Source organism: Calyptranema fuscum S582, assembly GCF_055793305.1.
In genome coordinates, this window is record NZ_JBSLYH010000001.1 from 17,796 (window position 1) to 41,493 (window position 23,698).

At 49.7% G+C, this 23,698-nt stretch carries 23 protein-coding genes; 8 read left to right on the forward strand and 15 right to left on the reverse strand.

Annotation, left to right across the window (positions count from 1 at the left end):
- Positions 1-61 precede the first annotated feature (61 nt).
- Positions 62-1,819, forward strand: a complete 1,758-nt coding sequence (locus tag ACR6Z4_RS00065) for a Rieske (2Fe-2S) protein (RefSeq protein WP_479715162.1) — start codon at positions 62-64, stop codon at positions 1,817-1,819.
- Positions 1,820-1,824: 5 nt separating this feature from the next.
- Here the strand turns inward: ACR6Z4_RS00065 and ACR6Z4_RS00070 are convergent, their stop codons facing one another.
- On the reverse strand, positions 1,825-2,409 hold the full coding sequence (locus ACR6Z4_RS00070; RefSeq protein ID WP_479715163.1) for a YdeI/OmpD-associated family protein: 585 nt from the start codon (positions 2,407-2,409) through the stop codon (positions 1,825-1,827).
- Between the two features lie 20 nt (positions 2,410-2,429).
- Positions 2,430-3,080 carry a helix-turn-helix transcriptional regulator gene (locus ACR6Z4_RS00075; protein WP_479715164.1) on the reverse strand — a complete coding sequence of 217 codons (651 nt, stop codon included), beginning with the start codon at positions 3,078-3,080 and terminating at the stop codon, positions 2,430-2,432.
- 104 nt (positions 3,081-3,184) lie between these two features.
- On the opposite strand from ACR6Z4_RS00075, the gene ACR6Z4_RS00080 reads away from it, so the two are divergent.
- Complete coding sequence (locus ACR6Z4_RS00080; protein WP_479715434.1) at positions 3,185-3,580, forward strand: VOC family protein; 396 nt, start codon at positions 3,185-3,187, stop codon at positions 3,578-3,580.
- A 221-nt stretch (positions 3,581-3,801) separates the two neighbouring features.
- Here the strand turns inward: ACR6Z4_RS00080 and ACR6Z4_RS00085 are convergent, their stop codons facing one another.
- Positions 3,802-4,539, reverse strand: coding sequence for an SDR family oxidoreductase (locus ACR6Z4_RS00085; RefSeq protein WP_479715165.1), 738 nt, complete (start codon positions 4,537-4,539; stop codon positions 3,802-3,804).
- Positions 4,540-4,691: 152 nt separating this feature from the next.
- Here ACR6Z4_RS00085 and ACR6Z4_RS00090 point away from each other — a divergent pair, with 152 nt between their 5' ends.
- Positions 4,692-5,018, forward strand: coding sequence for a winged helix-turn-helix transcriptional regulator (locus tag ACR6Z4_RS00090; protein ID WP_479715166.1), 327 nt, complete (start codon positions 4,692-4,694; stop codon positions 5,016-5,018).
- 7 nt (positions 5,019-5,025) lie between these two features.
- On the opposite strand, the gene ACR6Z4_RS00095 is transcribed toward ACR6Z4_RS00090, so the two are convergent.
- A complete protein-coding gene (locus ACR6Z4_RS00095) occupies positions 5,026-5,730 on the reverse strand; it encodes an SDR family oxidoreductase (RefSeq protein ID WP_479715167.1) in 705 nt (234 codons plus the stop codon).
- A 184-nt stretch (positions 5,731-5,914) separates the two neighbouring features.
- Entirely contained in the window at positions 5,915-6,334 is a 420-nt protein-coding gene (locus ACR6Z4_RS00100; protein WP_479715168.1) for a VOC family protein, read from the reverse strand.
- A gap of 258 nt (positions 6,335-6,592) precedes the next feature.
- Between ACR6Z4_RS00100 and ACR6Z4_RS00105 the strand changes: the two genes are divergently transcribed.
- Both ACR6Z4_RS00105 and ACR6Z4_RS00110 read left to right on the forward strand, forming a co-directional pair.
- Positions 6,593-7,018, forward strand: a complete 426-nt coding sequence (locus tag ACR6Z4_RS00105; RefSeq protein ID WP_479715169.1) for a YciI family protein — start codon at positions 6,593-6,595, stop codon at positions 7,016-7,018.
- Between the two features lie 205 nt (positions 7,019-7,223).
- The gene (locus ACR6Z4_RS00110; RefSeq protein ID WP_479715170.1) at positions 7,224-7,412 is read left to right on the forward strand and encodes a hypothetical protein; all 189 of its coding nucleotides are present in this window, start codon (positions 7,224-7,226) and stop codon (positions 7,410-7,412) included.
- Positions 7,413-7,432: 20 nt separating this feature from the next.
- Here the strand turns inward: ACR6Z4_RS00110 and ACR6Z4_RS00115 are convergent, their stop codons facing one another.
- The gene (locus ACR6Z4_RS00115) at positions 7,433-7,936 is read right to left on the reverse strand and encodes a methyltransferase family protein (protein ID WP_479715171.1); all 504 of its coding nucleotides are present in this window, start codon (positions 7,934-7,936) and stop codon (positions 7,433-7,435) included.
- A gap of 116 nt (positions 7,937-8,052) precedes the next feature.
- On the opposite strand from ACR6Z4_RS00115, the gene ACR6Z4_RS00120 reads away from it, so the two are divergent.
- From ACR6Z4_RS00120 to ACR6Z4_RS00130, 3 genes are all read left to right on the forward strand, one after another.
- Positions 8,053-8,673 (forward strand): TetR/AcrR family transcriptional regulator, encoded by a 621-nt coding sequence (locus ACR6Z4_RS00120; RefSeq protein WP_479715172.1) that lies wholly within the window; start codon positions 8,053-8,055, stop codon positions 8,671-8,673.
- Between the two features lie 424 nt (positions 8,674-9,097).
- Entirely contained in the window at positions 9,098-12,583 is a 3,486-nt protein-coding gene (locus tag ACR6Z4_RS00125) for a DUF4132 domain-containing protein (RefSeq protein ID WP_479715173.1), read from the forward strand.
- Between the two features lie 479 nt (positions 12,584-13,062).
- The gene (locus ACR6Z4_RS00130) at positions 13,063-13,374 is read left to right on the forward strand and encodes an isochorismate lyase (protein ID WP_479715174.1); all 312 of its coding nucleotides are present in this window, start codon (positions 13,063-13,065) and stop codon (positions 13,372-13,374) included.
- A 171-nt stretch (positions 13,375-13,545) separates the two neighbouring features.
- On the opposite strand, the gene ACR6Z4_RS00135 is transcribed toward ACR6Z4_RS00130, so the two are convergent.
- The 9 genes from ACR6Z4_RS00135 to ACR6Z4_RS00175 form a co-directional block, all read right to left on the reverse strand.
- Entirely contained in the window at positions 13,546-13,995 is a 450-nt protein-coding gene (locus ACR6Z4_RS00135; RefSeq protein ID WP_479715175.1) for a hypothetical protein, read from the reverse strand.
- Between the two features lie 47 nt (positions 13,996-14,042).
- Positions 14,043-15,068 (reverse strand): GNAT family N-acetyltransferase, encoded by a 1,026-nt coding sequence (locus ACR6Z4_RS00140; RefSeq protein ID WP_479715176.1) that lies wholly within the window; start codon positions 15,066-15,068, stop codon positions 14,043-14,045.
- A 167-nt stretch (positions 15,069-15,235) separates the two neighbouring features.
- Entirely contained in the window at positions 15,236-15,775 is a 540-nt protein-coding gene (locus ACR6Z4_RS00145) for a YybH family protein (protein ID WP_479715177.1), read from the reverse strand.
- Positions 15,776-16,450: a glutathione S-transferase family protein gene (locus ACR6Z4_RS00150; RefSeq protein ID WP_479715178.1), complete on the reverse strand. Its 675-nt coding sequence runs from the start codon at positions 16,448-16,450 to the stop codon at positions 15,776-15,778.
- Positions 16,451-16,520: 70 nt separating this feature from the next.
- Positions 16,521-16,982, reverse strand: coding sequence for a hypothetical protein (locus ACR6Z4_RS00155; protein WP_479715179.1), 462 nt, complete (start codon positions 16,980-16,982; stop codon positions 16,521-16,523).
- A 64-nt stretch (positions 16,983-17,046) separates the two neighbouring features.
- A complete protein-coding gene (locus ACR6Z4_RS00160) occupies positions 17,047-18,444 on the reverse strand; it encodes a DUF3574 domain-containing protein (protein WP_479715180.1) in 1,398 nt (465 codons plus the stop codon).
- A gap of 217 nt (positions 18,445-18,661) precedes the next feature.
- Positions 18,662-18,967 (reverse strand): hypothetical protein, encoded by a 306-nt coding sequence (locus ACR6Z4_RS00165; RefSeq protein WP_479715181.1) that lies wholly within the window; start codon positions 18,965-18,967, stop codon positions 18,662-18,664.
- Positions 18,968-19,015: 48 nt separating this feature from the next.
- Positions 19,016-19,294, reverse strand: a complete 279-nt coding sequence (locus ACR6Z4_RS00170; protein WP_479715182.1) for a hypothetical protein — start codon at positions 19,292-19,294, stop codon at positions 19,016-19,018.
- 817 nt (positions 19,295-20,111) lie between these two features.
- The gene (locus ACR6Z4_RS00175) at positions 20,112-23,678 is read right to left on the reverse strand and encodes a WD40 repeat domain-containing protein (protein WP_479715183.1); all 3,567 of its coding nucleotides are present in this window, start codon (positions 23,676-23,678) and stop codon (positions 20,112-20,114) included.
- Between the last annotated feature and the right edge of the window lie 20 nt (positions 23,679-23,698).

A 23,698-nucleotide genomic window follows, 5' to 3' on the forward strand; every position in this document is an offset into this window, starting at 1 on the left:
AAAGTCTTTACAAACTAGAGAGATTCACTTAGGATCTTTCTAAAGATTTATCTTTAGAAATATGGCAATTACTTCAGACCGACCTCAATCACTTGTTCGTGCCGCAACGCTGGCAGAGCTTCAGGAAAAAGGGCAGTTGCTTGTACGGTTGAACCAGCAACCTGTGGCACTGTTCTACAGCAACGATCGCGTTTATGCGATCGATAACCGCTGTCCACATATGGGCTTTCCACTACACGGCAGTGTTTGTAAAGATGGAATTGTTACCTGCCCCTGGCACTATGCCCGCTTTGACCTGGCAAGCGGTGGGACGTTTGATTCCTGGGCAGATGATGTGCGATCGTTTCCAGTGCAGATCCAGAATGGGGAGATTTGGGTGGATGTTGCCCCACTGAGCAACCTCAAAGCCCATCAGCAACAACGATTACAGGATGGCCTGGAACAAGGAATTTCCCTGGTGATTGCAAAATCGGTGATTGCGTTGCTGAATCTGGGGGTTGCACCAACGGAGTCATTTCAGGTTGGGCTGTCTTTTGGCACTCGCTACAACAAAACGGGGTGGGATACCGGGTTAACTATGCTCACCTGCATGATCAATCTGTTGCCGTATTTGGATGAGAGCGATCGCCCCCGTGCCATGTATCAGGGGCTTTCTGCGGTTGCTCGTGACAGTGCAGACGCTCCCCCGCATTTCCGAGTCCACCCCCTGCCCACCACGAATCTGGACTTTGCGACCCTCAAAGCCTGGTTTTGCCAGTTCATTAAACAGCGCGATCGCGAGGCAGCAGAACGATGTTTAATTACAGCTATAGAACTTGGGATCAGTCGGACTCAGATTGCTGAGATGCTCTTTGCCGCAGCAACGGATCACCGTTATCTGGATGTGGGGCATGTGCTAGATTTTATCAACAAAGCGTTGGAGGCGTTGGAGGCGATCGATTGGCAAGAGGCTGACTCTGTTCTGGCAAGTTTAGTGGCAGGATTAGCCAACGCCACTCGCATGGAGGAAGCCAGTTCATGGCGATATCCCGTAGATTTGGTCGCAATTCTGGACGGTGCGTTCGAGCAATTGCCTGCGGCGCTAGACGCTGGAAAATCTCATTCAGGAGCGTGGGTGCAACCTCCAGAATTTATGTCAGTGTTGTTGGGAGAGGACGCTCAAGCGATCGCCAACAGTTTATTGAATGCGTTGCGATCGGGTTGTACTGAGGCGCAGTTAGCCCAAATCGTCACCTATGCGGCTGCCCTGCGAGTCGCTCGATTCCACACCAATAACGATCATGGTGATTGGAACAATGCGCACCATCCGTTTACCTTTGCTAACGCCGTACAGCAAGGCATTCGTCGAGTTCCAAGCATCGAACTGCTGCGGGGTGTATTTGATGCCGCTATGAGCGTTTATTTGAACCGATTCTTGAATGTACCACCCGCTCGCCTACCCGATGCGAAAGATACCGTTGCTAATCCTGAAGCCTTATTGGAGAAATTGCCTGACCTGCTCGATCGCCAGCAACAGGTGAATGAAACCGGACGATTGGTGGCGCAATATCTTTACAGCGGTGGTAATCCTAAAGCTTTGATGGCAATGCTGGCAAAACTGATGCTGCGTGAAAATCGAGATTTTCATGTGATTCAATCGATGGAAGCGGCATTCCGTTTGTATTCTCAACTGGCTGATCCAACGGAAGGCGTCCCTGTCCTGGTAGCAACCGCGCGATATCTGGCGGCTCATGCACCCACAATGCGATCGCAGGAGCAAACTTACCAGATGGCATATCGGTTGCATCGGGGCGATCGATTATTTGAGGAAACAGAGTAGCCCTCTCATTTTCGCCATTGATTGGCGCGAATATTTTCATCTGCTAATTGCGCTGTCTCCTGAATGCGTTTAGCACGAGTTTCTGGTTTCTTTGCGGCTGCAATCCACTCTAAAATTCCGCGTTTAACCGATTTGGGAAACGCCATAAAGTTCTGCGTTGCTAGGGGGTAAGCAGCAAGCGCCTGTTCTAAATCGGGTGGAATTTCCAATGCTTCAATCGCATCTAACGCATTCCATGAGCCATCTTGTTTAGCAGCCTCTACCTTTGCCAACCCAGCAGGCATCATCAGTTCCTGTGCAATCAGTCGCTCAACCCGATCCTTGTTCAACTTTGACCAACCTGTGCGCGGTTTACGAGGCGCAAACCATAATAGCGATCGCTCATCATCCAATTTGTTGGGTTTACTATCAATCCAGCCAAAACAAAGCGCTTCTTCCACTGCTTCGTCGTAATCAAACCGAAGTTTACCTGTTTCCTTTTTGTAGCTAATCAGCCAAATTCCTTCTTTACGTGTGTAGTTTTGCGCTAACCAACTGCGCCATTCTGCACGAGTCTTTGGATGAATCGAGTTCTCAGGAGCATTAGCCATAGGTAGTGTCAAATCTCTTACTATTGACTAATTTGGTAAGCACAACGCCGCTCTCCTAAAATAATATGCTCGACTCGCTGAATCTGCGTATCATCGCCCAATATTGCCTGAAAGACCTCTAATTCTTTCGCACAAAGTCCTGTACAAGCCGTTGCAGCCGCACAAATGGGGCAATGATTCTCAATCAATAAAAATGTCCCATCTGCCTGAGCTTGCACTTCTGCCATGTAACCTTCATGGGTGCGGATTTCAACCAATTTATTCAAGCGTTGCTTGAGCGATCGCTTGCCTTTTATCTGCTGGTTGTAACTCTCAAGCTGTTGTTGGGAGCGAATTTCGAGCAAATGATCTAACCCTGCTTCACCAAACGCTTGTTTGACAGAATTCAGCAAGCTTAATGTCAATTCTGCATACCCATCGGGAAAGAAGCGATCGGCAGCGGCAGTCAACTGCCACAGCTTGGCAGGTCGTCCCATTGGACGCGATTCTTCCTGAAACGTGACCAACTGTTCATCTTGCAGGGCATAGAGATGCTGCCGCACCGCCATTGCCGTAATCCCTAATTGGACAGCGAGGGTTTCTGCATCTAAACGTCCTTCCTGCTTCAATCGCTGTACGATCGCCCGTCGGGTTCGCACAGCCGTTTCTTGAGTTTGAGTTTTTCTTGCCATAGTTTGCGTTCTACCTATCTACAAAGTAAAGAACTATCTTTACAAAGTCAATGGCGATCGCGTATCCTTTTTCTAAAGCTATCTATTTAGAAAGTATTTGCGTGATGTTGCAAGGAAAGATTTTGCGTGTTGCTCGTCCAACCGATCGTCTTGATCAAGTTGTTCGTTTCTATACGGAAGGGCTAGGATTACAGATTCTTTATCAGTTTGAAAACCATGACGGTTTCGATGGAGTTATGGTTGGAATGCCCGGAGAAGCCCATCATTTTGAATTTACCCATCACCGAGGACACTCAGTAGGACGCGCTCCGACTCAAGATAATCTCATCGTCTTCTATCTTCCAGAACAATTGGAGTGGCAACAAACAATCGAACGAATGAATGCTGCTGGATATAAACCCGTTAAATCTTACAATCCCTACTGGGATAACAAAGGCGTAACCTTTGAAGACCCAGATGGCTACCGAGTTGTTTTACAGAACGATAGCTGGGATTCATAACGCGCGATCGCCCCGAAGGGGGAACTGCTTCGCATCGCTCCCAGCGCTGACAGCAGAAGCAACGCCAAAAATGATAGTTGAATATATGCCGCCACAATCTCTGCAATTTGAACAAATAGAACGGGGAGATATCGCCAGGAAATCAATTATTCAGCGATCGAATCCCAAATGGTTTTCGTGTCAGCAAACATTCGGAAACGGCAAATCTTGCCATCCACGGATTAACTGGCTAAAATTCCTGCCATCCACGTTTCAACCGCTTTGGGGTCTTGAAGCAACTGGGCTTGCATCTCCTGCGCTTGTTCTCCTGGATAAACTTCCTCAACCTCATCAATAACCGCCTGAAGGGCTGCCCGCACCACCTCTTCCGGCGCAACTTTGGGGGGTGGAAAATCCTTGCTCATCTTCGTGTCTACTGTTCCAGGCATCACCCCAACCACCAACGTTTTTTGTAAGGCAAGCTCAGCTCGAATTCCCTGAGTTGCCAGTAAAGCCGCTGCTTTGGAGGCACAATAGGATGCATTTAGCGGAAAATTCACCTTTGCCAGGATGGTGAGCATATTGACAATCGCCCCTCCTCCATTGGCTTTCAGGATTGGAGCGAATGCCAAACACATCCGCACCATACCGAGGTAATTGACTTCAATTTCCGATCGCACTTTGTCAAAATTAATCTCTGGAACCAATCGTTGATTGAACCCTACTCCGGCATTATTGATCAGGAGATTCACATCTGAGTACGCCTCAACTGCTGCCTTAACCGATGCTTCATCGGTAATATCGAGGGGAATAGGAATGATGCGATCGGGATCGGTTGCTGCAATATCCTTCAAGCTATCGGGATTGCGTGCCCCGGCATAAATGCGAGTCGCTCCAGCTTTCTGTAAGCCCTGGATGTAGTATTGCCCAATGCCACCATTTGCACCCGTCACTAACGCGATCGCACCTTGAATTTGCATTGTGTTTTGTCCTCATAGGATTTGTCATGGGTCATTTGCCAATCTAAGCAAGACCCATGATCAACAACCATGACCAGGGTATACTCCTACTAACTTTTTCGGAAGTACTTACTTTTTTGTAAGCTCCCTCAAGATATGGGAAAGTAGCGTAGATGACCAATGAACCCACTCAAGGCACTGTATTTGTCCAAACCACCTTAAAAGTATTGGGTGGAAAATGGAAAATTTTGATTCTCTGGCATCTCAAAGATGAGACAAAGCGATTTAGTGAACTCAAACGATTGATGCCGGAGATTACGGAAAAGATGCTGATTCAACAATTGCGAGAGTTAGAAAGAGATGGCATTGTCCATCGCAATGTTTATTCAGAGATGCCACCGAAAGTAGAGTATTCGTTTACCGAGTATGGGCTGACACTTAAACCTGTCCTGCAAGCACTTTGCAATTGGGGAGAGAATCACTTGAAGCGTAGTCCGTAAAAGCTCCTTACCAGGGCACAGGTTTACCATCTCGAAAGAAACCGCCTGTTGGTCCATCATCCGGAAGCATTGCTGCCCAAACGACGCTGGCAGCCCCATCCTCTACAGGTCGCCCACCTGATCCTCCCATATCGGTTGCCACCCAACCCGGACAGACCGCATTCACTAAAATTCCTGCACTCCTCAGTTCAGCCGCCAGGGAACGAGTAAAAGCGTTGAGTGCAGCTTTAGAAACGCTGTAGGCAGGGGTGCTGTTGTTCATACTGGCGATCGACCCTGCACCACTGGAAACATTGACGATCCGACCCTGTGGGCTACGTCGTAGCAGGGGAACAAATGCCTCACACATCCGCCACGGCCCTAAGGTGTTGGTACTGATGGCTTCTTGCACTGTGTCCAAGTCTGCTGTGCTGGGCTGCTGCCAGGTATCGTAGAGAATCCCTGCATTGTTGACTAAAATATCCAATCGTCCATATTCCTGCTCTACTTGAGTGGCAAGCTGAATGATGCTTGCTGGATCGGTGACATCCAATTGGCGTGGCAGAACCTGTAACCCTGCGTCGATCAGTTGCGCCGCTGCCCGTTCGCCTTTTTGCAGATCCCGCGAACCGAGAATAACGGTGATGCCTTTGTCAGCCAGTTGCCGCACCACCTCCCATCCGATTCCACGATTTGCACCTGTAACAATGGCAATACGTTTTGCTGATGGCATGGGCGATCGCTCCTTCTACAAAGGGGACAATAATCTCAAACGGGTGCTCTAATGGTACAGGGATGTAGACCCATGTGCTCCAGCCACTCAACGGGTACTGGAGTATTTGTATCAGCAGCAGTGGATTGATTAGGCGCGATCGCTTCATCCAGGAAGTTCTGTCATTTCTCAGAGAATAAGAAGTTCAACTGGATAACGGTTCAGGGGTTGTAATCACGACTGAAGCAGCCGATCGCTCTGCCACCCCGTGATAAACCGCTTCGATATTGTTGCCATCGGGGTCAAGCAAAAAAGCAGCATAATATCCCGGATGATAGTGCCGTTCACCGGGCGCACCATTGTCTCGACCGCCTGCTGACAGCCCTGCCTGATAAAACTGCTGCACGGTTGCTTCATCGTTAGCTTGAAAGGCGAGATGAATTTTTGATGGTGTACTATCTGCCTGATCGACAAACACCTCATCCGCAAAAAAGTAGCCGTCCCCTTCGCCATCAATATCTCGTCCTAGCGATCGCAACACCGCCTGATAAAACCGTTTGCTGGCTGCAACATCAGCAACCCGAAGATGGACATGATCAATTAGGCGACCCCGATGGAATTCCATAGTATTATCCGCTGTCATAAAACGACACAAAAAAATTGGGTAGACTGTCGATTTGAGTGATTCCCGTTCGACTGACTGACAAAGAAGGTAAACCTCGATCGTACTCAACAAAAAAATTTTTAACGAGATGTCGATCTAAGCAATCCCCATTCGACTCAATCACAAAGGAGGCAACCGAAGGCATAGCGAAGATTACCAGCACAGTCATAATCGTCAGCTAGCCATTCAACTCAAAACCACTCAATAGGAGATTTCACAATGAAAGTCATGGTCTTTGTTAAAGCAACCCAAGATTCCGAAACTGGGGTCATGCCAAGCGAACAGCTTTTGACTGAAATGGGGCAGTACAACGAAGAATTAGCCAGGGCAGGGATCTTGCTTGCCGGTGAGGGGCTTCATCCTAGTTCAAAAGGGTTGCGAGTTCACTTTTCAGGAAGGGATCGCAGCGTCACCCAGGGACCCTTCACTCCAGCGCAGGAGCTAGTGGCAGGGTACTGGTTGTGGCAGGTGAATTCTATGGAAGAGGCGATCGCCTGGGTGAAGCGATGCCCTAACCCCATGCCCGGAGACTCCGAGATTGAAATCCGTCCTGTATTCGAGGCAGAGGATTTTAGTGAACTCCTGACACCCGAATTAAGGGAGCAGGAAGATCGCATTCGTGCCCAGCTTGAAACGCGGCAGTAAGAGTAATTTCATCTGCGACCGATCAGCCATCGCAACGCAGCATTGAACACTAAGAAATGAAAATTAAATAAAGTAGGGGCGAACGGCCGTTCGCCCCTACAAATGATTCAATATTCGGTCTTATTTAATCCACAATCCTAAAGAGATCTGTACGGGCGTAGCATTCGGCAAAAGGCTCTGGAGCGATCGCACGAATTGCTACCGAATGCTACGCCTCTACTCAATGTTGGGCTGCAACCCACAACCAAACGATTCATTCAAAGGAGAAATTGCCATAACCACTGCCAACACAATCCAAACCCAGGAAGCTGAAATCTGCCAGTTGGTTGCGGCTCAGCAACGAGCGATTTGCACCAAAGATGTCGATCAAATCATGTCTCGCTATAGCCAATGAGTCGATTCTCTTTGAGTTGCTTACAGCCAGCGACGCACAGAAGCTTGGTAGGGCAAATAGTCCGACGGGAAGTGGATCTCCAGGTAGTGCTCCTCTCGCGGGATGACCACGAACGCCATCAGTGCTACTGCTGGCAGGAGGGTGATGAGCAGCCAGACGCTGTTGACCCAGCAAGCAATACCGAACTGGAGCAGCGAGAAAGACAGATAGATGGGATTGCGACTGTATCGATAGGGTCCCGTGCACACGATCAGCGTGGTGGGACGATTACCCCGCACAGGTGTGCCAGCGATGAGAAGCATACGGATAGCGTAGAAGAACAGAGTGACGGCGACAAGTACTAAAGTGCCTCCAAGTGGCACACTCACCGCACGAGGTACAAGCCGAATTGTCCCTGCGAAATGGAGTAACAAGCCCAGGGCGATCGCACCCAAGTATATCCAAGGAGGTCGCATGATTCCGGGATTTGCAACTTCTGGCACCATACTTGTCTCTGTTTTATCGCTGAGATCATTGTTTGTCATGGAGTCCCTCCAGGTGTCGGGATTGTCATAGTGCCTCTCCCTCAATATGAGTCATTGCTTGCATAATATGAGTGATGACTCGCATCTAGCAACTCGCATTTGGCGGAGGGATTTCGATGCCACGCAAACGCTCCACATCTCCCCGTAAACTTCCACAGCAAGACCGCTCTCGCATGACCGTTGAAGCGATTTTGGAGGCAACCACTCACATTTTGATGGAGGAAGGGTACGACAAAGCCAACACCAATCGAATTGCAGAACGAGCAGGAATTAGCATCGGCTCGTTATACCAGTACTTTCCGAACAAGGAATCGTTGATGGCTGCCTTGATGGATCAACATTCCAATGAAATTGCTGCATTAGTAGAATCAAAATTGCAGAATTTATTCGATGTACCCCCAGAGGTTGCCATCCCTGAACTAATCAGAGCAGTTATTGCTGCTCACGGGATTAATCCGTGTCTACATCAAGTGTTAAGTGAAGAAATCCCAAGATCGGAACGCCCACAACAAATGCAGACAGCGGATGAACGCATTACAGAATTGCTACGGGCATACCTTACACGGTGGCGAGATCGTATCTACCCTCAAAATCTTGATATAACTGTCTTCATCTTAAGTCGTACGGTTGAATCGTTATGTCATTCAGCCGTAATCGAACATTCAAGTTTTTTGAGCAATAGCCAGTTTGAGCAAGAAGTTTCTAATCTTCTCCTACTCTATTTAACAGGTGCTTGATACAAGCTTGGATTCTGTTTCTGCTAGTGTGAGAGATTGTCAAATGGTTTGACTTTGTTTTTCCATAAAACAACTCCTAATCTCTAAACCTGCATAGGGGAAGAAAACAGATAGTTAAGGCGATCGTTGCTTCCTGCTCCAAAAAGCTCAATTAATTGAACTTGTCAAAGGAAATAGATGCTCCCATGATTCTCTGGTAAGCTGCCACTTAATCTGACTCCACCCTTGCATCTGCACCCAGGCAAAACCGGGTTGTGTCTCGATCGCCATAGGTCTCCCAGCCGTTGGTGTGCACGATGGCACACAGTCGAGAAACAGCAGGCATTGATATAGTTACGAATTGGCAATAGTTAGAGACGGATCTTCGATCGCATGGCTAGGGTAGAACAGCTTACACAAGTAGTTGCACCACCGAGTGGAACCCATGACCCAAGTGCCGTCTCTGGACAACGCCCTTAACCTATCTGAGGAATCCATTCAACTCATTCTGCAAGATTTTGGTCGCTATCAAGAGCCAATCGCCCAGGCAATTTTGAAGTATCTCGTCGATGGCGGTGATGACCCTGTGTTGCAGCAACTCGACGAAGCCCATACGCAAATGCCCGATGAGCGTAGCGTGCAGTTTCACCAGTGGACACCCGCTCCATCCTATGAACTCCGCAGCCAGATGCTGAGTAGTCTGACAACGCAGGATGTCGATTTTTATTATCGGCTGGCACGTACCTACGACACGGAAGCAAGAAATCTGAAAAGGCATTATTTCACGGATTGGTTGAGCTTGTTTCTGCACTGTATGGCGAGTCTAGGCGGGGTTTCGTTTTCGCTAGTGCAGCCATTGTTCCGGTCGTCCGCTGTGACTGCTCATGTTATTGAGGCACTTTCACAGCGGTTTGGGGAACCTTCAGATTGGTTGGCACAGGTGGTGTTTTTGCCGGATGTGTGTCAGCCCGATCCTTGTGAGGCTCAGCGGGTCGCCTGGGCTGCGGCGAGTTTACCAGAGTTTAGTGCCTACAGCCTCAAGCATGAGGCGATAGTCCGGGATGCTCTGCGCCACCGCTCAGTAGAGCAGCGCAGCCATGCCCTCGATATTATCACCATCTGCCAGATGTCGCCCGTACCATTCGCCTCGCTGTTGGCTGATTGTGCCACTGCGAACTCAAAAACGGAACGAGCCATTGCCTTGGAGGTGTTACAGCAAGAGGCGATCGCCATGATTCCGTTCATCCAGGCTAAAGCCCAAACCGGAAAAGCCTCAGAACGTACCCATGCTGCCAAAGTGCTAGCGGATTTAGCGGGAGCCGATGCCCGGTCTTTTCTGGAAGAACGGTTAAAAGTCGAACAAACGGCAACGGTACGCGATGCCATTCAGCAAGTGTTAATTGATCTGGCTACGTTGAGTGAGCCAGAAGAGGCGATCGCCCTCTCTCCGCTACCTCCAGTTACCTTAGAAGCGCCTTTACCCGTGTCGGTGCGAGAGGCGATCGCAACCATTCTCATGCAGCTTCACCAGTTGGCCGAGGAAAAATATGAGGCAACCCAATGCTACAACTATCCAGATATTCCTGTGCCGCAGACTCCCTCTGCCGAGTTGATCGATCGCACCTATCACTGCTTGCAATTTGGCACAGCCGCTGAATGTTTAGCTCTGGTGCCGCTCTATCACTACCTCATTCATTCACAGGTTCCGGCTCAGTTTATTCAACTGCTGCAAATTCCAGAGCTAGAGGTGATACACATTGCCCGATTGCTCTTGCTGCTGCAACTAATTGCGACAGAACATCACCCCTCCTATCCGTACCAAACTATTCCTCACGCAATCCACTGGAAAGAAGCGGATATCAACACAGCTCTGCAACGCTGGTGCCAACAGCGGCAACCTCATAATGGTTTGCGCTATCTCGCTACTAACCTTGAGGCGTTGGGGATTTCTGGAGATATACTCGCCTGGAAGATGCTGTGTTGGGAGGATTCGCCGTTTTGGGCTTGGGGTGATTCTGCGATCGCAGAGTACTTTGGAGAACATCTTTCTGTTATCGATTTGTTGTTTGAGCTACCTCCCTTTCCGCAGGTTTACTTGACGGTAGAACAAGCGGCTCGTCGGCAGCTTTTCAGAATTTTGGCGGTCTTTCCCAAATTACCAGTCCGCTTCATTCCACTACTTTGGGACATTGCTTTAAATGGGTTGCAGGCAGAAATGTTGCTGGCACAACATTGTCTGGATCACCGTCCTGGAACACTAGAACGACTGCATCAACGGGTCAATCACAGCGATCCCGCGATTCAAGTAACAGTCATTCAATGGCTGACACGGCTTCAGGATCACACCGCAATTCCGCTCTTTCAGGATGTCTTACGGTCGCCAGTGGTGGCGACCGTTCGGGATGCCCTGTTCCGATCGCTCGAAAAGCTGGGAGCCTCCATTGATGAGTTTCTCGACCCCAACCAGTTACTCCAAGAAGCCCAGACTGGCTTGCAAAAAGGAATTCCCAAAGCCCTATCCTGGTTTTCGTTCAATGACCTGCCAGCCGTTCGCTGGCAAGATACCCAAGCACCCGTTGCGACTGAAATTCTCACCTGGTTCGTGGTGCAAAGCTATCAGCAAAAGAATGCTGAACCCAGCCCAGTGCTCCGGCAGTATGTCAAACTCTGGGATGCTGAGGATCGCCAGCAGGTTGGGCAAGTTGTCCTGGAACGGTGGATAGCGCAAGACACCCAGATTGCCAGTGCTGTCAAAGAAAAGGGCATTCTGGCGGTGGCAGGTGCCTGTGGTGGAGCAGCCATGGTTCCGGTCATCAATAGCTATCTAAAAACCTACTTTGGCAAGCGATTGCCCCAATGTGTTGCCCTGCTCAATATGCTGATTTGGAGTGATGATTTTGCTGCCATTCAGTTGCTACTCGCGATCGCCAACCGCTTTCGCACTCAGAAAATTCAGCAAGCTGCCCAGGAATGTGTAAATCAATTAGCTGAACGCCAGGGGTGGACATTGGCAGAGCTTGGCGATCGCACGATTCCCTGGTGTGGTCTGGCAGAAGATGGTACCCTAACTCTGGATTATGGTTCTCGTCAATTGACCGTTGCTCTGGATGCTGAATGCCAGATGCGGCTCACCGATGAGCAGGGTAAAGTGCTGAAAACGCTGCCTACGGCTCGCAAGGATGATGATGCCGATCTGGTTAAAGTGGCAAAGCAGCAGTGGACAGCAACCAAAAAACAACTGAATTTGGTGCGATCGCAGCAAGCAGCGCGCCTCTATGAAGCCCTTTGTACACAACGAAGCTGGACATTTGCCGATTGGAACCTGTATCTCTATCAACACCCAATCATGGGGCGCTTGTGCCAGCGGCTCATCTGGGCTGTATTTGATGATGCAGCGGAACCAATTCAAACCTTCTGTCCTCAACCCAATCAGACGTTGATAGATGCAGAGGGTAGAGTTGTAACGATTGACCCTGGGGCGATCGTTCGCCTGGCTCAAGCAACTATCCTCCCTAAACCAGTGACTCAGGCATGGCGGCAATACTGGAGCCAATCTCAGTTTCCACCGCTGTTTGATCAGTGGGCAGCGGTCTATACCCTTCCTGCCGCCAGCGACAAGGTGACTGGAATTAGTGACTTTGCCGGACGATCCTTGAGTCGGCATCAATTGCGTCAACGGGCGATGCAGCAGGGCTACTTGCCCTTTAGCGGCGATGCTGAACATGGCTGGATAGCGAGTTATCGTAAACGCTTTGAGGATATAAACCTGGAAGCAGTGATCGATTTCTCAGGAGATCATCCTGTCAGCTCAGAAGACTTTGAGGTACAGATTCAAGACCTTTACTTTTGGCAAGGGCGATCGTTATCGCTGGCTGAAGTTCCCCCCGTTCTTCTCAGCATCGTTTGGCATGAAGTGCAGGCGATCGTTTGAAACCTGACGATTGCCTCATCAGAGAGGGCGATCGGGACACAAGTAGAAGCTGAAGCCCAAGAACTGTCTACGGCAAATACTGCTCAACTCCTCCAAGAGAGTAGATTGATTGCATCTTTATCATCCGACCTCGATTCACCACTCACTCCAGTCAACAGGTTGGCGTTCAGACCCTTGTGGCTTGTCTTTTCAATGGCAAGTTTGCAAGTATGATTCTACGCAATCTAGTATTACAAACACTAAATTTTGCAACATGGGGGTTTGGGGGCTGCGCCCCCAAGAGGGGGTTTCACCCCCTCCACCCCCTCTAAAACTTTTAAGTTGGTGTACTAGTTAGGACATCAGGGAGGTGGGGATGGTGCCCCCACGCAGGGATTTCACCCCTGCACCCCGTCCCAACCCTAATGCGTACTGTTATACTTCAACTACGCGATCGCTTCGATTTCAGAGTTTGTCATGATTCTACCCTTTGTCAGCCTATGAAGACACCCGATCAATGTGAGAGTATGGTGGACATTCGAGCCGAAATCGATCGGTTAGACCGTCAAGTGGTTGCGCTTCTGGGTCAGCGTTTCGCCTATGTCAAAGCTGCCTCTAAATTTAAGACGAATGAAACAACAGTCAGAGCACCTGAACGCTTGCAAGCGATGTTGCAGCAACGTCGGGTTTGGGCAGAAGAGGAAGGTTTAGATGCCGATGTGATCGAAAAAATATATCAGGATTTAGTGAATTACTTCATTGACGAGGAAATGAAGCATTGGAAACCACGTAATGGCGGATTGCCTGAATAAACTCGCGCAGCACAGGTGATGAATTATGAAAGCGCCACACCGCAAGAGTCTCAATCTCAAACGTGGGCTGTATATTCTTGTAGACCACCCCAGCCGCTGTAAATTCTGTATTGAAGCTTCAATACTCATTATCAACCAGCATACGCAGGCGACAGGAGGCACGGCTGTCTGTCAGATATCCCCAAAGACATGGCACAGCATCAGGAAGGTTATGACCGACTGGGTACTGATCGACAGCGTACGCGGCCAGTTGTAGCGGATCAATTCGGCGATGGTGACGTCGTTCTTACCGTCCTTCTCCAGTCGATTATGGCGCGGTATTTCTAACATCACTGTTACCAGCAAGCCAACCATTCCGGTGGCAATGTTCAAAATGCTCATCCATAAAGGAACTATTGGTCCATAGAGAGCCAGCGCAACAGGCAGCAGAAAACTGGCGAAGCCCGGAATGATCACTGGCAGCGGAATGCGCTGGGTATAGAAGCGATGATAGTGAACGTAGTCTACCGCCCCGACTTTGGCAAAGAGTGGGTAGATGACAATTTGGGCTAGCCAAATCTGTCCGAGCACCCAGAACATGAGTGCAGCCCAGACCATGAGAAAGAGCTGAGAGAGTTCCATTGAAAGACCTTGATAAAAACTTTGATATAGAGGTTGGATGCGCGTCGTCATGCGGGTCGAGCAAGTTGAAGCGGGCGCTCCATGAAGCGCCAGTCCTTGTGAAAGACTTCCGGTACTTCGACCTCAGGGTAGGGCTGACGGTCAACGAATCCTGCTGCCTCATAGATGCGCTGCGCTGTCTTCATGAATGGCGCGCTCTCGAGACACACTCGCTTGTATCCGAAGCGAGCGGCGTCTTGCATCAAACGAACCAGGATCGCCTTACCAAGTCTTGCGCCGCGAAACTCAGGCTGTACGTAAATGCGCTTGATCTCGACCAGCTCAGCGGTTAGGCTGCGAAGACCACCCATCCCAACGAACTGGCCGTCTTGCTGAACCAAATAGAAGATACCTTCTGGCGGAGTGTGATCACAGACCTTGTCGAGCACCGATTCAACGTATTGGGTCACATCCATGCCGATGATTTCGGCTGGTCGGACGGCAAAGTGATCCTCCACTCCCGCGAAGACCCACGACAAATAGGCAACGTTTAGCGTAAGCAACTCGTCGCGGTGGTCGTGCAAGTTTGCAATGACGAAGTTGGGTGCAGTCATGATCGCAAGCTCTAGTTCCCGGAGCTTGCTATCTAGCTCCGGCATTCCTGCGGTGCCAAAATTAGCAGTGTAGGACGCTGCTTGCTCAGGAGTCATAAGCTCGACCAGGAATGTACCCTCCACCCATACTTTCGTGAAATTAAAGAAGCCTGCGCTTGCGGGCACACAGTCCCACCCTTCCTCATTAGCAATCGTCTCAATCTGCGAAGTTGAGCGAGGTGTTTGCAGCAGAATATGAGTACTACTTCGATCTCGCATGAGGTTATCGACGCTTTTCGCACTACCTCCTTCCTTGTCTTGGACGTGCCCCCAAGAAAGAACTTCCAGAAGCGTTCCAAAGGCATCACCGAGGCAGACAAACCAAGACCCGGTTGGAAAGGGAGGACAGGGTGCCCTCAGGGCAGTACAGTCGAGGAGTTTGGCGAGTCCATTAGCAACGATCTCCGGATGACGCGCACTGAATGAAACATGATGCAACATAAGGAACCTTTCTGTACGTTGTATTAATGAGCCGTTTTAGTGTTTAGCGCTATCCGACCATCACAATGCAACAAAGCGGGTCCCGTCTTGATGGCATATCAGGAGCGCTAAAGTATCGCCGCGAAAGCAATCCATTAGAGCTGCTCCATGGGGATTGTAAGCGTTCTTCATCTCTCACCTCGCGCCAGTGCAGCCGCCTGCTCTAAGCTGATACCCTTAACGAGCGGGTCTGCATGCCGATGAGCCAACCGCCATTCTGCCCCTTCTCGGCAATAGACTAGAGTGACTCGCAAGGGCCATTCCTGGGCAGGTAGCCCGCCCACCTCAACGGTCTGATATTCGATAATTGCGAGAACAACCATGTCAGACGAAGCATAAGACTGAACCACTTCTTGTCTGAAAACACCGTTTTTGAAGAACCGTCCCATCACCTCCATCCGTTCGGGTGTGTACTCCGAACCGTGCGATGGGGTTCCGCCGAACGGCGACATCAACGTAAAGTCGGCGGTGTAAGCAATCAAGGTTTGGTAGGTATCGATATCTCCGCGCATCAACGCGGCGTTTGAATCAGCAGAGCGCTTGATCAACTCCGCAACAACTGATTCATGTCCAGAGTTTGAAACAGTATCAGCTGTTTCGCTGGCAATGTTAAAAGCGGCAGGGTTATTACCAGATGCAGCGAACATATCGCTTTGTGATGTGGGCATTTAAGTACTCCTATTGAATATGGCTTGAGCCAATTGGGTATACCCTTCGAGATAAAATTCTGGAGATTTCGCGATCGCACGCACCGAGTCACGGGTTGCCATTGTGTCCCACCAGTGTTGCAGGCGATCGAGTCCGGTTGGAAACTGGCATCCTCGAAAATGTTCCAGCACCTGCCATTGCTCGAACAATGGGTAATAGGTCAGATCGACCAGACTCATCTCTGCTCCAAGCCAGTAAGGACCATCCTTCTGTTTTTGCAGACCCTCGTGTTCGATGAATTGCAAGTGCTTGACCAATTCTTTTGCCGCTTCTATTTGCTGGTGTGGGTCAGAGCTACCGTATAGCAACTTGCCAGACGCCGCGAACAATCGGGTATCCGCGAAATTGATCCAAATCCGCGCCTGAGCACGCTGAAAAGCGTCTTTAGGCAGCAGCGGGTGTTCTGGAAACGTCTCCTCCAGATACTCATTGATAATGGCCGATTCCCAGACCCGGCGATCGCCATGCTTGAGCACAGGTACCTTGCCATAGGGAGAAATATCGCTAAAGTTGTCGGGCTTGTTTTGCAGGTCAATTTCGATCAGCTGAAACGGGACTTCTTTTTCGAGTAGCGCTAAGCGCGATCGATGGGCAAATGGACAGAGTGCTGCACTATAAATTTCGATGTCAGCCATAGGTTAGCTCTTGTCTCGAATCCTGATTAACATGTTGCAGTTTTGAAAGTATGGGATTGTAGATATCACTTCATTCCAGATTGAAAATCGCTTTCAGATTCTCAGGCTGCACAAGCGACTGATACCCTTCCATTAAGTTGGGCGGCATCAGTTCTAGCATGATTTCATTCTCAATCCAGAATTCAATCAGCTCCAACAAGCCTTGCCGACCAGAGCGAACGGCGCGCCACCCTTCTCGAGTTGCAATTGCATAAATTTCTGCCTCACTAATAGGAACCGCCATGTTGACGTGAGTGGCGGTATAGCCGGTCAAATTTGGCTCTCGCCCCCACTCACTCGACTCCCCTGATGCAGGTTTAAGGACAGATCCTTTGGGCAGAAACTCGATCGCCGTACCATAGGCATCCATCGCCAGCGCAATGAAACTGCCCGCATGACCTGGGAAAGGCATGATCTTCCCGTGCCATAATTCGGCAACGACTTCAGCAACGTGATGGGGATCGCGAACCGCAAAAGAAACGTGATGAAGCATAGAAACCTCCAAAAGTAGAAATAAAAAATTACAGCCGAAAGATGATGAATCGCTTTAAATCTCCTCAGAAGCTTGAGAAAGTCATAGTACGGCTATAGCCCTGGTCTGAAAGCGGTAGGGGTTGATGACCGCTTGCTCGTATCCAGCTTGCACCCCCTAACATAAATGGATTTTGATTCAAGCGTTCTGCATAGCTTTCGGTTTGGGCTTTTCCTGTTGATAAATAAGCAAAGCAATCGAAACGTGAGTTACCGTTGAGTAAAGAGTTGCTACCGTCGATCATGCGATCGCTGCTGCCATGATTCAAAGCAGAATGCGATCGCCGCATTTCAATGGGTACTGGGACTGAACCAAAAGCAACTCCAATTTCTTCATCAACCACTTGCAGCACTGATTCTTGCTGAAACTGATGTTTGTAAGCAGCAATAATTTTAGCGATAGATTGCTCATTCGCCTGTGTATCTTCAATAATGAGAGAAACCAGTTTGCTGGGTTCACGAATCAATCGTTCTGATTGATCGAAGAATTGCCCTTTTGCGTCGTAGACAGTTAGTCCATCGGGAAATTCTGGTGTCACCACATCATTCAAGAATTGCTGAAATTCTCGATTGGTTACTTTTCCAGTTGTGCCAATATTGCGTCCAAAATAAAGGTCAACCTGAATTTGTTCTGACACTGGATCATTATCAATCAAATCCTCTGAGCCATCGAAACCGACTTTGACTTCTTCATTGACAACTTCCAAAACCGATTCTTGCTGAAATTGGTGCTTGTACTGATTGATGATTGTGTCGATCGCTTGCTCATTGGCTTCAGTGTCTTCAATGATCAACGAAACTACCTTGCTTGGCTCTTGAATCAGTGAGTTAGAACTGTCTAGAAACTGCCCATCCGCGTCGTACACCGTTAATCCATCTGGAAACTGGGGGGTGATTTTCTGATTGAGAAACTGCTGAAACTGTCGCTCAGAAACTTTTCCAGTTGTGCCAATGTTGCGACCAAAGTAGAGGTCAACTTGAATTAATTCAGGTGTTGGATCATTCTCGATCGAATCATCAGCAGGATCAAAGCTGACAGTAATGTCTTGATTGGCAACTCGCAGAACAGATTCTTGCTGAAACTGATTCTTGTAAGCATCAATGATTTGATTAATTGATCGCTGGTTGATCAAGCTGTCTTCGTAGAGCAAGGAAACAACTTTACTCGGTTCACGAATCTGTGTATTAGTGCTATCTAAAAATTGTCCCTTAGCGTCATAGACCGTTAGCCCATCGGGAAAAAGTGGCGTAATGATTTGATTGAGAAACTGCTGAAATTCTGTTTCTGTTACTTGCCCAGTCGTGCCAATATTGCGACCAAAATATAAATCCTCCTGAATTAGCGCAGGAGCATCTTGCTGAAACTGCGCGAATAAAGTTGGCTCTGCTCGATCAAGAGCTATTGACTCCATAAATGCTAGCATTGTTGATTCCTCAAGTAGATAAATCTGCTATTTTGCGTGATCAACGCAGGCTAAAGAAGAGAGCAGCATGCGTGCCCTTCTCATCAGTACAAGGTTTGCAGTCAAACAAATAGAAAAAATGTTGATGATTGGAACAGCGCATTTGCTGCTGCGCTTAGTTCACTTCAATTGACCTTGAAGTTGGTAACTTGCTGGGTTGATGGGTTACATCGTTCTGCTAAAAGCGGCGTTCGAGCCAAATTCGTATTTCTAATTCGGTGCCAAAAGTTTGGAAATATCCTGTCATTGGATCATAGACTTCATAATACTCAGTGCCGTCCGATTTAGCTTTATGAACAACTTCAGGTTCTAAGCGAGGCATCAAGACATTAAGTAAGCCGTTCCAAAAACGAGTCCAGAATGAGTCTTGTTCGCAAGTTACATTAGACTGTATTGAAGTGTGGGTTGAGGTGGACTGTTCAAACTTAAAAGGAGCAATGTTTGACTGAGCGTTGGAATGTGAGGTTGGATCAATGCTTTTCATGGGAACCAGTTCTATTGGGAAATGTGGGATTTGTTCTAAACGGCAGTGCTAACAGAGATATGATTGGCACCATCGTTGCTGAGCCACTTTATGCAGTGATTGGGCTGTGCTCGAAGTTGACCTGAAACCGGGTATTGCCCCTCGACTGGCAGACTTGCAATTGCCATTCAGGTCTTGCACCACGCGAATCTTGACATCGCCCTTCTGTTTGCCCAGCTCATGGACACCAATATCAAGGCTGGAGCTGCCGTCAAGTGTGAAAGCGAAGGGTGCTTGAAGATGAATCTGATGCCATTGCCACATTGGCAACCATTGACCCAGTTTCAAATATATAAGTATTAGTTCTGATTCCTAAACCTCTTCTCTGTCGCGTTCCACTTTCAACTGCTACTTCACCGAGACTTAAGAAACCTAGTGTTGCAAACACGAAATTTTGCAATATGAGGGTTTGGGGGCTGCGCCCCCAAGAGGGGGTTTTACCCTCTCCACCCCCTCTAAAACTTTTAAGTTGGTGTACTAGTGTTGCAAACACGAAATTTTGCAATATGGGGGTTTGGGGGCTGCGCCCCCAAGAGGGGATTTTACTCCCTCCACCCCCTCTAAAACTTTTAAGTTGGTGTACTAGATTTACGTTAGCCATGATTTTCTCCTGAAAAGTAAGAAAGAAATGTGGGCGTGAACTGAAAACAGGGTAAATTACTGGATTGAATTCACTGCTTTCACCCACAGGTTTATCGCCTATATTCAGCATAGAAACTGGCATTTTGTTTGGCAGTCTGAGAAAGTCGGGTTAAATGTCGGAAAAGATCACATCCTGATGTCGGATTCGATCGATCTCAAGATTCTGCATCTCGTCTCCTAAATTCCTCAAAGTTGGAGGATTTTGACGGGAAATTGGCTGGGAAGTCCTTAAAGATCACAAATTACAGCCATTTTCAATTGCTTAAGCTACAGATTTTTTGTTGTGTGCCGCGCTCCGCGCGGCACACAACAAAAAATCTAAACATATCCAAGCGAGAAGCGCTGTAAATAACCTGTAATTCTTTTTGAGAGAGCGACGGCTCCGCCGTCGCTCTCTCAAAAAGAATTTGGTTTGATTAAATCCACGATCCTTAGCGTTGGGGATTTGGGGGATTCAATCCATCTATTTTGAAACTGCGCCCAGCGTCCGTAGCGTCACGATTTGCGCCTCAGTCAATCCGGTTGCGCCTGTGATATTCATGCCTTCGTAGGGGCGATCGGCTTTGAGAATCTGGAGACAGGTTGCCGTTTCTAAATCCCACAGGCGGATCGTTTCATCCTGGCTGCCGCTGGCGATCGAACTACCATCTGGACTGAAAGCCACCGACCAGACGAGGCTCGTGTGACCGCAGAGCGTCTGGATGCATTCGCCTGTGTCTAAATGCCACAGCTTAATCGTGCGATCGCTGCCACCCGTAGCCAGCAGCGTCCCGTCTGGGCTAAATGCCACTGACCAGATGCGGCTGGAATGGGTATGCAGCGTCCGATCGCACTGTCCGGTGTGCAGATTCCACAGCTTTACGGTCTGGTCGCCGCTGCCGCTGACCAATTGTTCGCCCGTTGGGCTAAAAGCCACTGACCACACCCACATCGTGTGTCCCTCAAAGGTTTGACAGCATTCTCCTGTATGCAGATCCCACACTTTCAGTGTTTGATCGTAGCTGCCGCTGGCGAGTTGCTCACCGTCGGGGCTGAAGGCGATCGAGCAGACCCAACTTGTATGTCCGCGCAACGTCTGGTGACATTGCCCTGTGCGCCAATCCCACAACTTGATGGTGCAATCATCGCTGCTGCTGGCCAGCAGGCGACCATCGGGGCTAAACGCGACTGACCAGATGCGGCTCGTATGTCCGCGCAGGGTTTGTAGCCAGCGTCCGGTTTGCAGATCCCATAGCTTCACCGTCTGGTCGCTGCTGCCGCTAGCCAGGACTTCGCCATCAGGATGAAACGCGATCGCACAAACGGCACTGCCATGCCCCTGCAAGCTGTGAATGCATCTGCCGCTGGCAATATGCCAGAGCTTGATCGTGTAGTCGTCGTTGCCGCTAGCCAGCATTTTTCCATCGGGACTGAAGCCCACCGACCAGACGCGATTGGTATAGCCTGTGAGCGTCCGCTGACAGTTGCCTGTAGCCAGATCCCAAATTTTGGCGCAGTGATCGCCGCTGCCGCTGACCAAGGTTTGACCATCCGGGCTGAAGGCAATCGATCGCACCCAGTTGGCATGACCTGTGAACGTATGCTGACACTGTCCGGACTGCACATCCCACAGTTTGATTGTCTGGTCTTCACTGCCGCTGCCCAAAACGTCGCCGCTGGGATGAAACGCGATCGCCCGCACCCAGTTTGTATGTCCGCGCATGATCCGCAGACACTCACCCGTTTGAATCTGCCACAGCCGCACGGTATGGTCACTGCTGCCACTGCCCAAAAATTCGCCGCTGGGATGAAACGCGATCGCCCAGACCTGACCGTCGTGTCCGCTCAAGGTGCGATCGCACGTTCCAGTGTGCAGATTCCATAGCTTAATTGTGGCATCGTCGCTGGCGCTGGCCAGAATCGGGGCGATCGGGCAAAAGGCAACGGAGCGCACCCAGTTTGTATGCCCCTCCAGCGTTTGCAAACAGTGCCCTGTATTCAAATCCCACAGCTTGATCGTCTGGTCTTCACTGCCGCTGGCAAATTGCCCATCTGGGCTGTAAGTTACTGACCAGATCGAGCCAGAGTGGCCATGCAAGGTTTGTAGACAGTGACCCGTGTCCAGATCCCATAGTTTGATCGTGCGATCGTCACTGCCGCTGGCCAGGGTGCGACCGTCAGGGCTGAACGCCAGCGACCACACCCAGCTCGTGTGCCCACGCAACGCCAGCAGACTTTTGCCATCGCCCGATCGCCACAGTCGCACTTCGCCATTCAGATCACCCGTTGCCAACCATTGTCCATCAGGGCTAAAGGCAACAGCGGCTGGCGTTGCCAGCGTTTCAGTAAACACCGATTTTGCTAGATCGGCATGGGCAAAATTTGTGCCCTGGAGCCTGACGTTTTGCAAATATGCCTGCCAGATGCTCAGGCGGGAAAAGTCATAATCACTCAAATCGACGTTGAGATAATGCAGCAGATTGATCAGATTGCCGCCGCTATATCCGGCGGCGGTGCCATATTCAGTTTTCAGCTTGACCAGCAAGCGATCGAGCTGCTCAGCAACGGCGGCGGGCGATCGATAGTCTGTGATCAGCCGAGTCACCAGGGGAGCCAGAATCATGCGAATTTGACTTTCACGCACATAATCTTTGGCATCCGCTTTAATCAAGGCATGGCTGCTGAAGAGTTGCACGGTCTGCGTTTTAATTTCCTCAGCCATTTGCTCGACAAAATCATCGGTGACATACTCCATCACCACGGGTTGCAACGTAAATCGCCCTGCTGTGCGCTCAATCAAAAAACAGCGTCTCAGCGACTGCAAGGCTTCCAGCAACTGCACCTGCGATCGTTCCGTAACAAAATCTGCCCGCAGTTCGGCAATTCCCGCCCACTCCCGATAAATGCACAGCCAATACATCACCTGCTTTTCCAGTTCGCTCAGGCGGTGGAACTGTTCAGCAATCAGCGTGCGAATGTTGCCAAAAGCGATCGTACCTTGCTCCAAGAACTGAGCGATGCTGCCATCAAACAAATCCTGCACGGTAGTGGAGACAATTTTCAGCGCCAGAGGATTGCCGGAATATTGCTCGATGAGCCGGTGCAGCTCCGTTTCTGAGGTATAAAAACAGCCATTGGCGGTGACAATCGCCTGGACGGCTTCGAACTGCAATCCGCTGAGAGCAATTGTGCGGACGGGCAGCGTTTTTCCCTCCAGCACATCGAACGGTTTCGGCTTCTCGCGACTGGTCAGCACTAGACAGCTGGCGTGGCGTTCTCCTCCAATTCGTTGAAATAGTTCTGCATATCCATCTACAGTCTGTTGTTCTAAAACCGTTTCGGCGTTGTCAAACACAAGCAGACAGCGCCAGCAACGCAAATGCTCCATCAACAGCGCCATCAGCTCAGCGCGAGTTGTGGGCAGTGCTAATTTCTGTTCTGACAGCAGATGAATCACTGTTGCCAGCAATTCCTCAACAGGTGGAGCATTGCATAGCGATCGCCAAACCACCACTTCAAATCGATCGTGCAACCGTTCCACCAGTTTGATCGCCAGCGTTGTTTTACCAATCCCACCCATGCCCAGCAGGGCGATCAGTCGGCACTGGTCGGTGACAATCCACTGCTCTAGCTGGGTGAGTTCCTCCGTGCGACCGTAAAAAACGGGCACATCAATGATTTCTTCCCAGTGCTGGCGGCTAGATGTTGCGGCTCGGGGTGGAGCATACCCCTGCAATGCGGCTCTGCCCGAGACGGGAAGATCAACGGCTGAACTCAGAAGAGGAGCCGATTGCTGCTGCAAGGTGCGCCGCCGCATGACTGCCTGCACATTATTCTTTGTCACAGATTCACCCAGGGCGATCGACAACTGCTGCCACAGTTTCGCCCCAACATCGCGGATATGTCCGACATCGTAGCCCGCATGTGCGGCAATTTCAGCATAAGTCCACCCCTGACAAGAATAGCGAAACACCAGCTCTTGCAAGTCTTTGAGCTTTTGCTCTGGCAGCAGCACATTCAGCAAAACTAGGGCTTCATCAGGATTCATCATGATAGAAAGTGTACAGGCAG

What these genes read in the sequence shown, in the direction of transcription:
- ACR6Z4_RS00070 (WP_479715163.1), bottom strand. Translation starts at nt 2,409, where the DNA reads ATGGCTAATGCTCCTGAGAACTCGATTCATCCAAAGACTCGTGCAGAA.
- ACR6Z4_RS00100 (WP_479715168.1), bottom strand. Translation starts at nt 6,334, where the DNA reads ATGGAATTCCATCGGGGTCGCCTAATTGATCATGTCCATCTTCGGGTT.
- ACR6Z4_RS00155 (WP_479715179.1), bottom strand. Translation starts at nt 16,982, where the DNA reads ATGCTTCATCACGTTTCTTTTGCGGTTCGCGATCCCCATCACGTTGCT.
- ACR6Z4_RS00160 (WP_479715180.1), bottom strand. Translation starts at nt 18,444, where the DNA reads ATGCTAGCATTTATGGAGTCAATAGCTCTTGATCGAGCAGAGCCAACT.
- ACR6Z4_RS00165 (WP_479715181.1), bottom strand. Translation starts at nt 18,967, where the DNA reads ATGAAAAGCATTGATCCAACCTCACATTCCAACGCTCAGTCAAACATT.
- ACR6Z4_RS00090 (WP_479715166.1), top strand. Translation starts at nt 4,692, where the DNA reads ATGACCAATGAACCCACTCAAGGCACTGTATTTGTCCAAACCACCTTA.
- ACR6Z4_RS00125 (WP_479715173.1), top strand. Translation starts at nt 9,098, where the DNA reads ATGACCCAAGTGCCGTCTCTGGACAACGCCCTTAACCTATCTGAGGAA.
- ACR6Z4_RS00115 (WP_479715171.1), bottom strand. Translation starts at nt 7,936, where the DNA reads ATGACAAACAATGATCTCAGCGATAAAACAGAGACAAGTATGGTGCCA.
- ACR6Z4_RS00135 (WP_479715175.1), bottom strand. Translation starts at nt 13,995, where the DNA reads ATGGAACTCTCTCAGCTCTTTCTCATGGTCTGGGCTGCACTCATGTTC.
- ACR6Z4_RS00140 (WP_479715176.1), bottom strand. Translation starts at nt 15,068, where the DNA reads ATGTTGCATCATGTTTCATTCAGTGCGCGTCATCCGGAGATCGTTGCT.
- ACR6Z4_RS00095 (WP_479715167.1), bottom strand. Translation starts at nt 5,730, where the DNA reads ATGCCATCAGCAAAACGTATTGCCATTGTTACAGGTGCAAATCGTGGA.
- ACR6Z4_RS00175 (WP_479715183.1), bottom strand. Translation starts at nt 23,678, where the DNA reads ATGATGAATCCTGATGAAGCCCTAGTTTTGCTGAATGTGCTGCTGCCA.
- ACR6Z4_RS00110 (WP_479715170.1), top strand. Translation starts at nt 7,224, where the DNA reads ATGCTACGCCTCTACTCAATGTTGGGCTGCAACCCACAACCAAACGAT.
- ACR6Z4_RS00145 (WP_479715177.1), bottom strand. Translation starts at nt 15,775, where the DNA reads ATGCCCACATCACAAAGCGATATGTTCGCTGCATCTGGTAATAACCCT.
- ACR6Z4_RS00065 (WP_479715162.1), top strand. Translation starts at nt 62, where the DNA reads ATGGCAATTACTTCAGACCGACCTCAATCACTTGTTCGTGCCGCAACG.
- ACR6Z4_RS00075 (WP_479715164.1), bottom strand. Translation starts at nt 3,080, where the DNA reads ATGGCAAGAAAAACTCAAACTCAAGAAACGGCTGTGCGAACCCGACGG.
- ACR6Z4_RS00105 (WP_479715169.1), top strand. Translation starts at nt 6,593, where the DNA reads ATGAAAGTCATGGTCTTTGTTAAAGCAACCCAAGATTCCGAAACTGGG.
- ACR6Z4_RS00085 (WP_479715165.1), bottom strand. Translation starts at nt 4,539, where the DNA reads ATGCAAATTCAAGGTGCGATCGCGTTAGTGACGGGTGCAAATGGTGGC.
- ACR6Z4_RS00080 (WP_479715434.1), top strand. Translation starts at nt 3,185, where the DNA reads ATGTTGCAAGGAAAGATTTTGCGTGTTGCTCGTCCAACCGATCGTCTT.
- ACR6Z4_RS00120 (WP_479715172.1), top strand. Translation starts at nt 8,053, where the DNA reads ATGCCACGCAAACGCTCCACATCTCCCCGTAAACTTCCACAGCAAGAC.
- ACR6Z4_RS00130 (WP_479715174.1), top strand. Translation starts at nt 13,063, where the DNA reads ATGAAGACACCCGATCAATGTGAGAGTATGGTGGACATTCGAGCCGAA.
- ACR6Z4_RS00150 (WP_479715178.1), bottom strand. Translation starts at nt 16,450, where the DNA reads ATGGCTGACATCGAAATTTATAGTGCAGCACTCTGTCCATTTGCCCAT.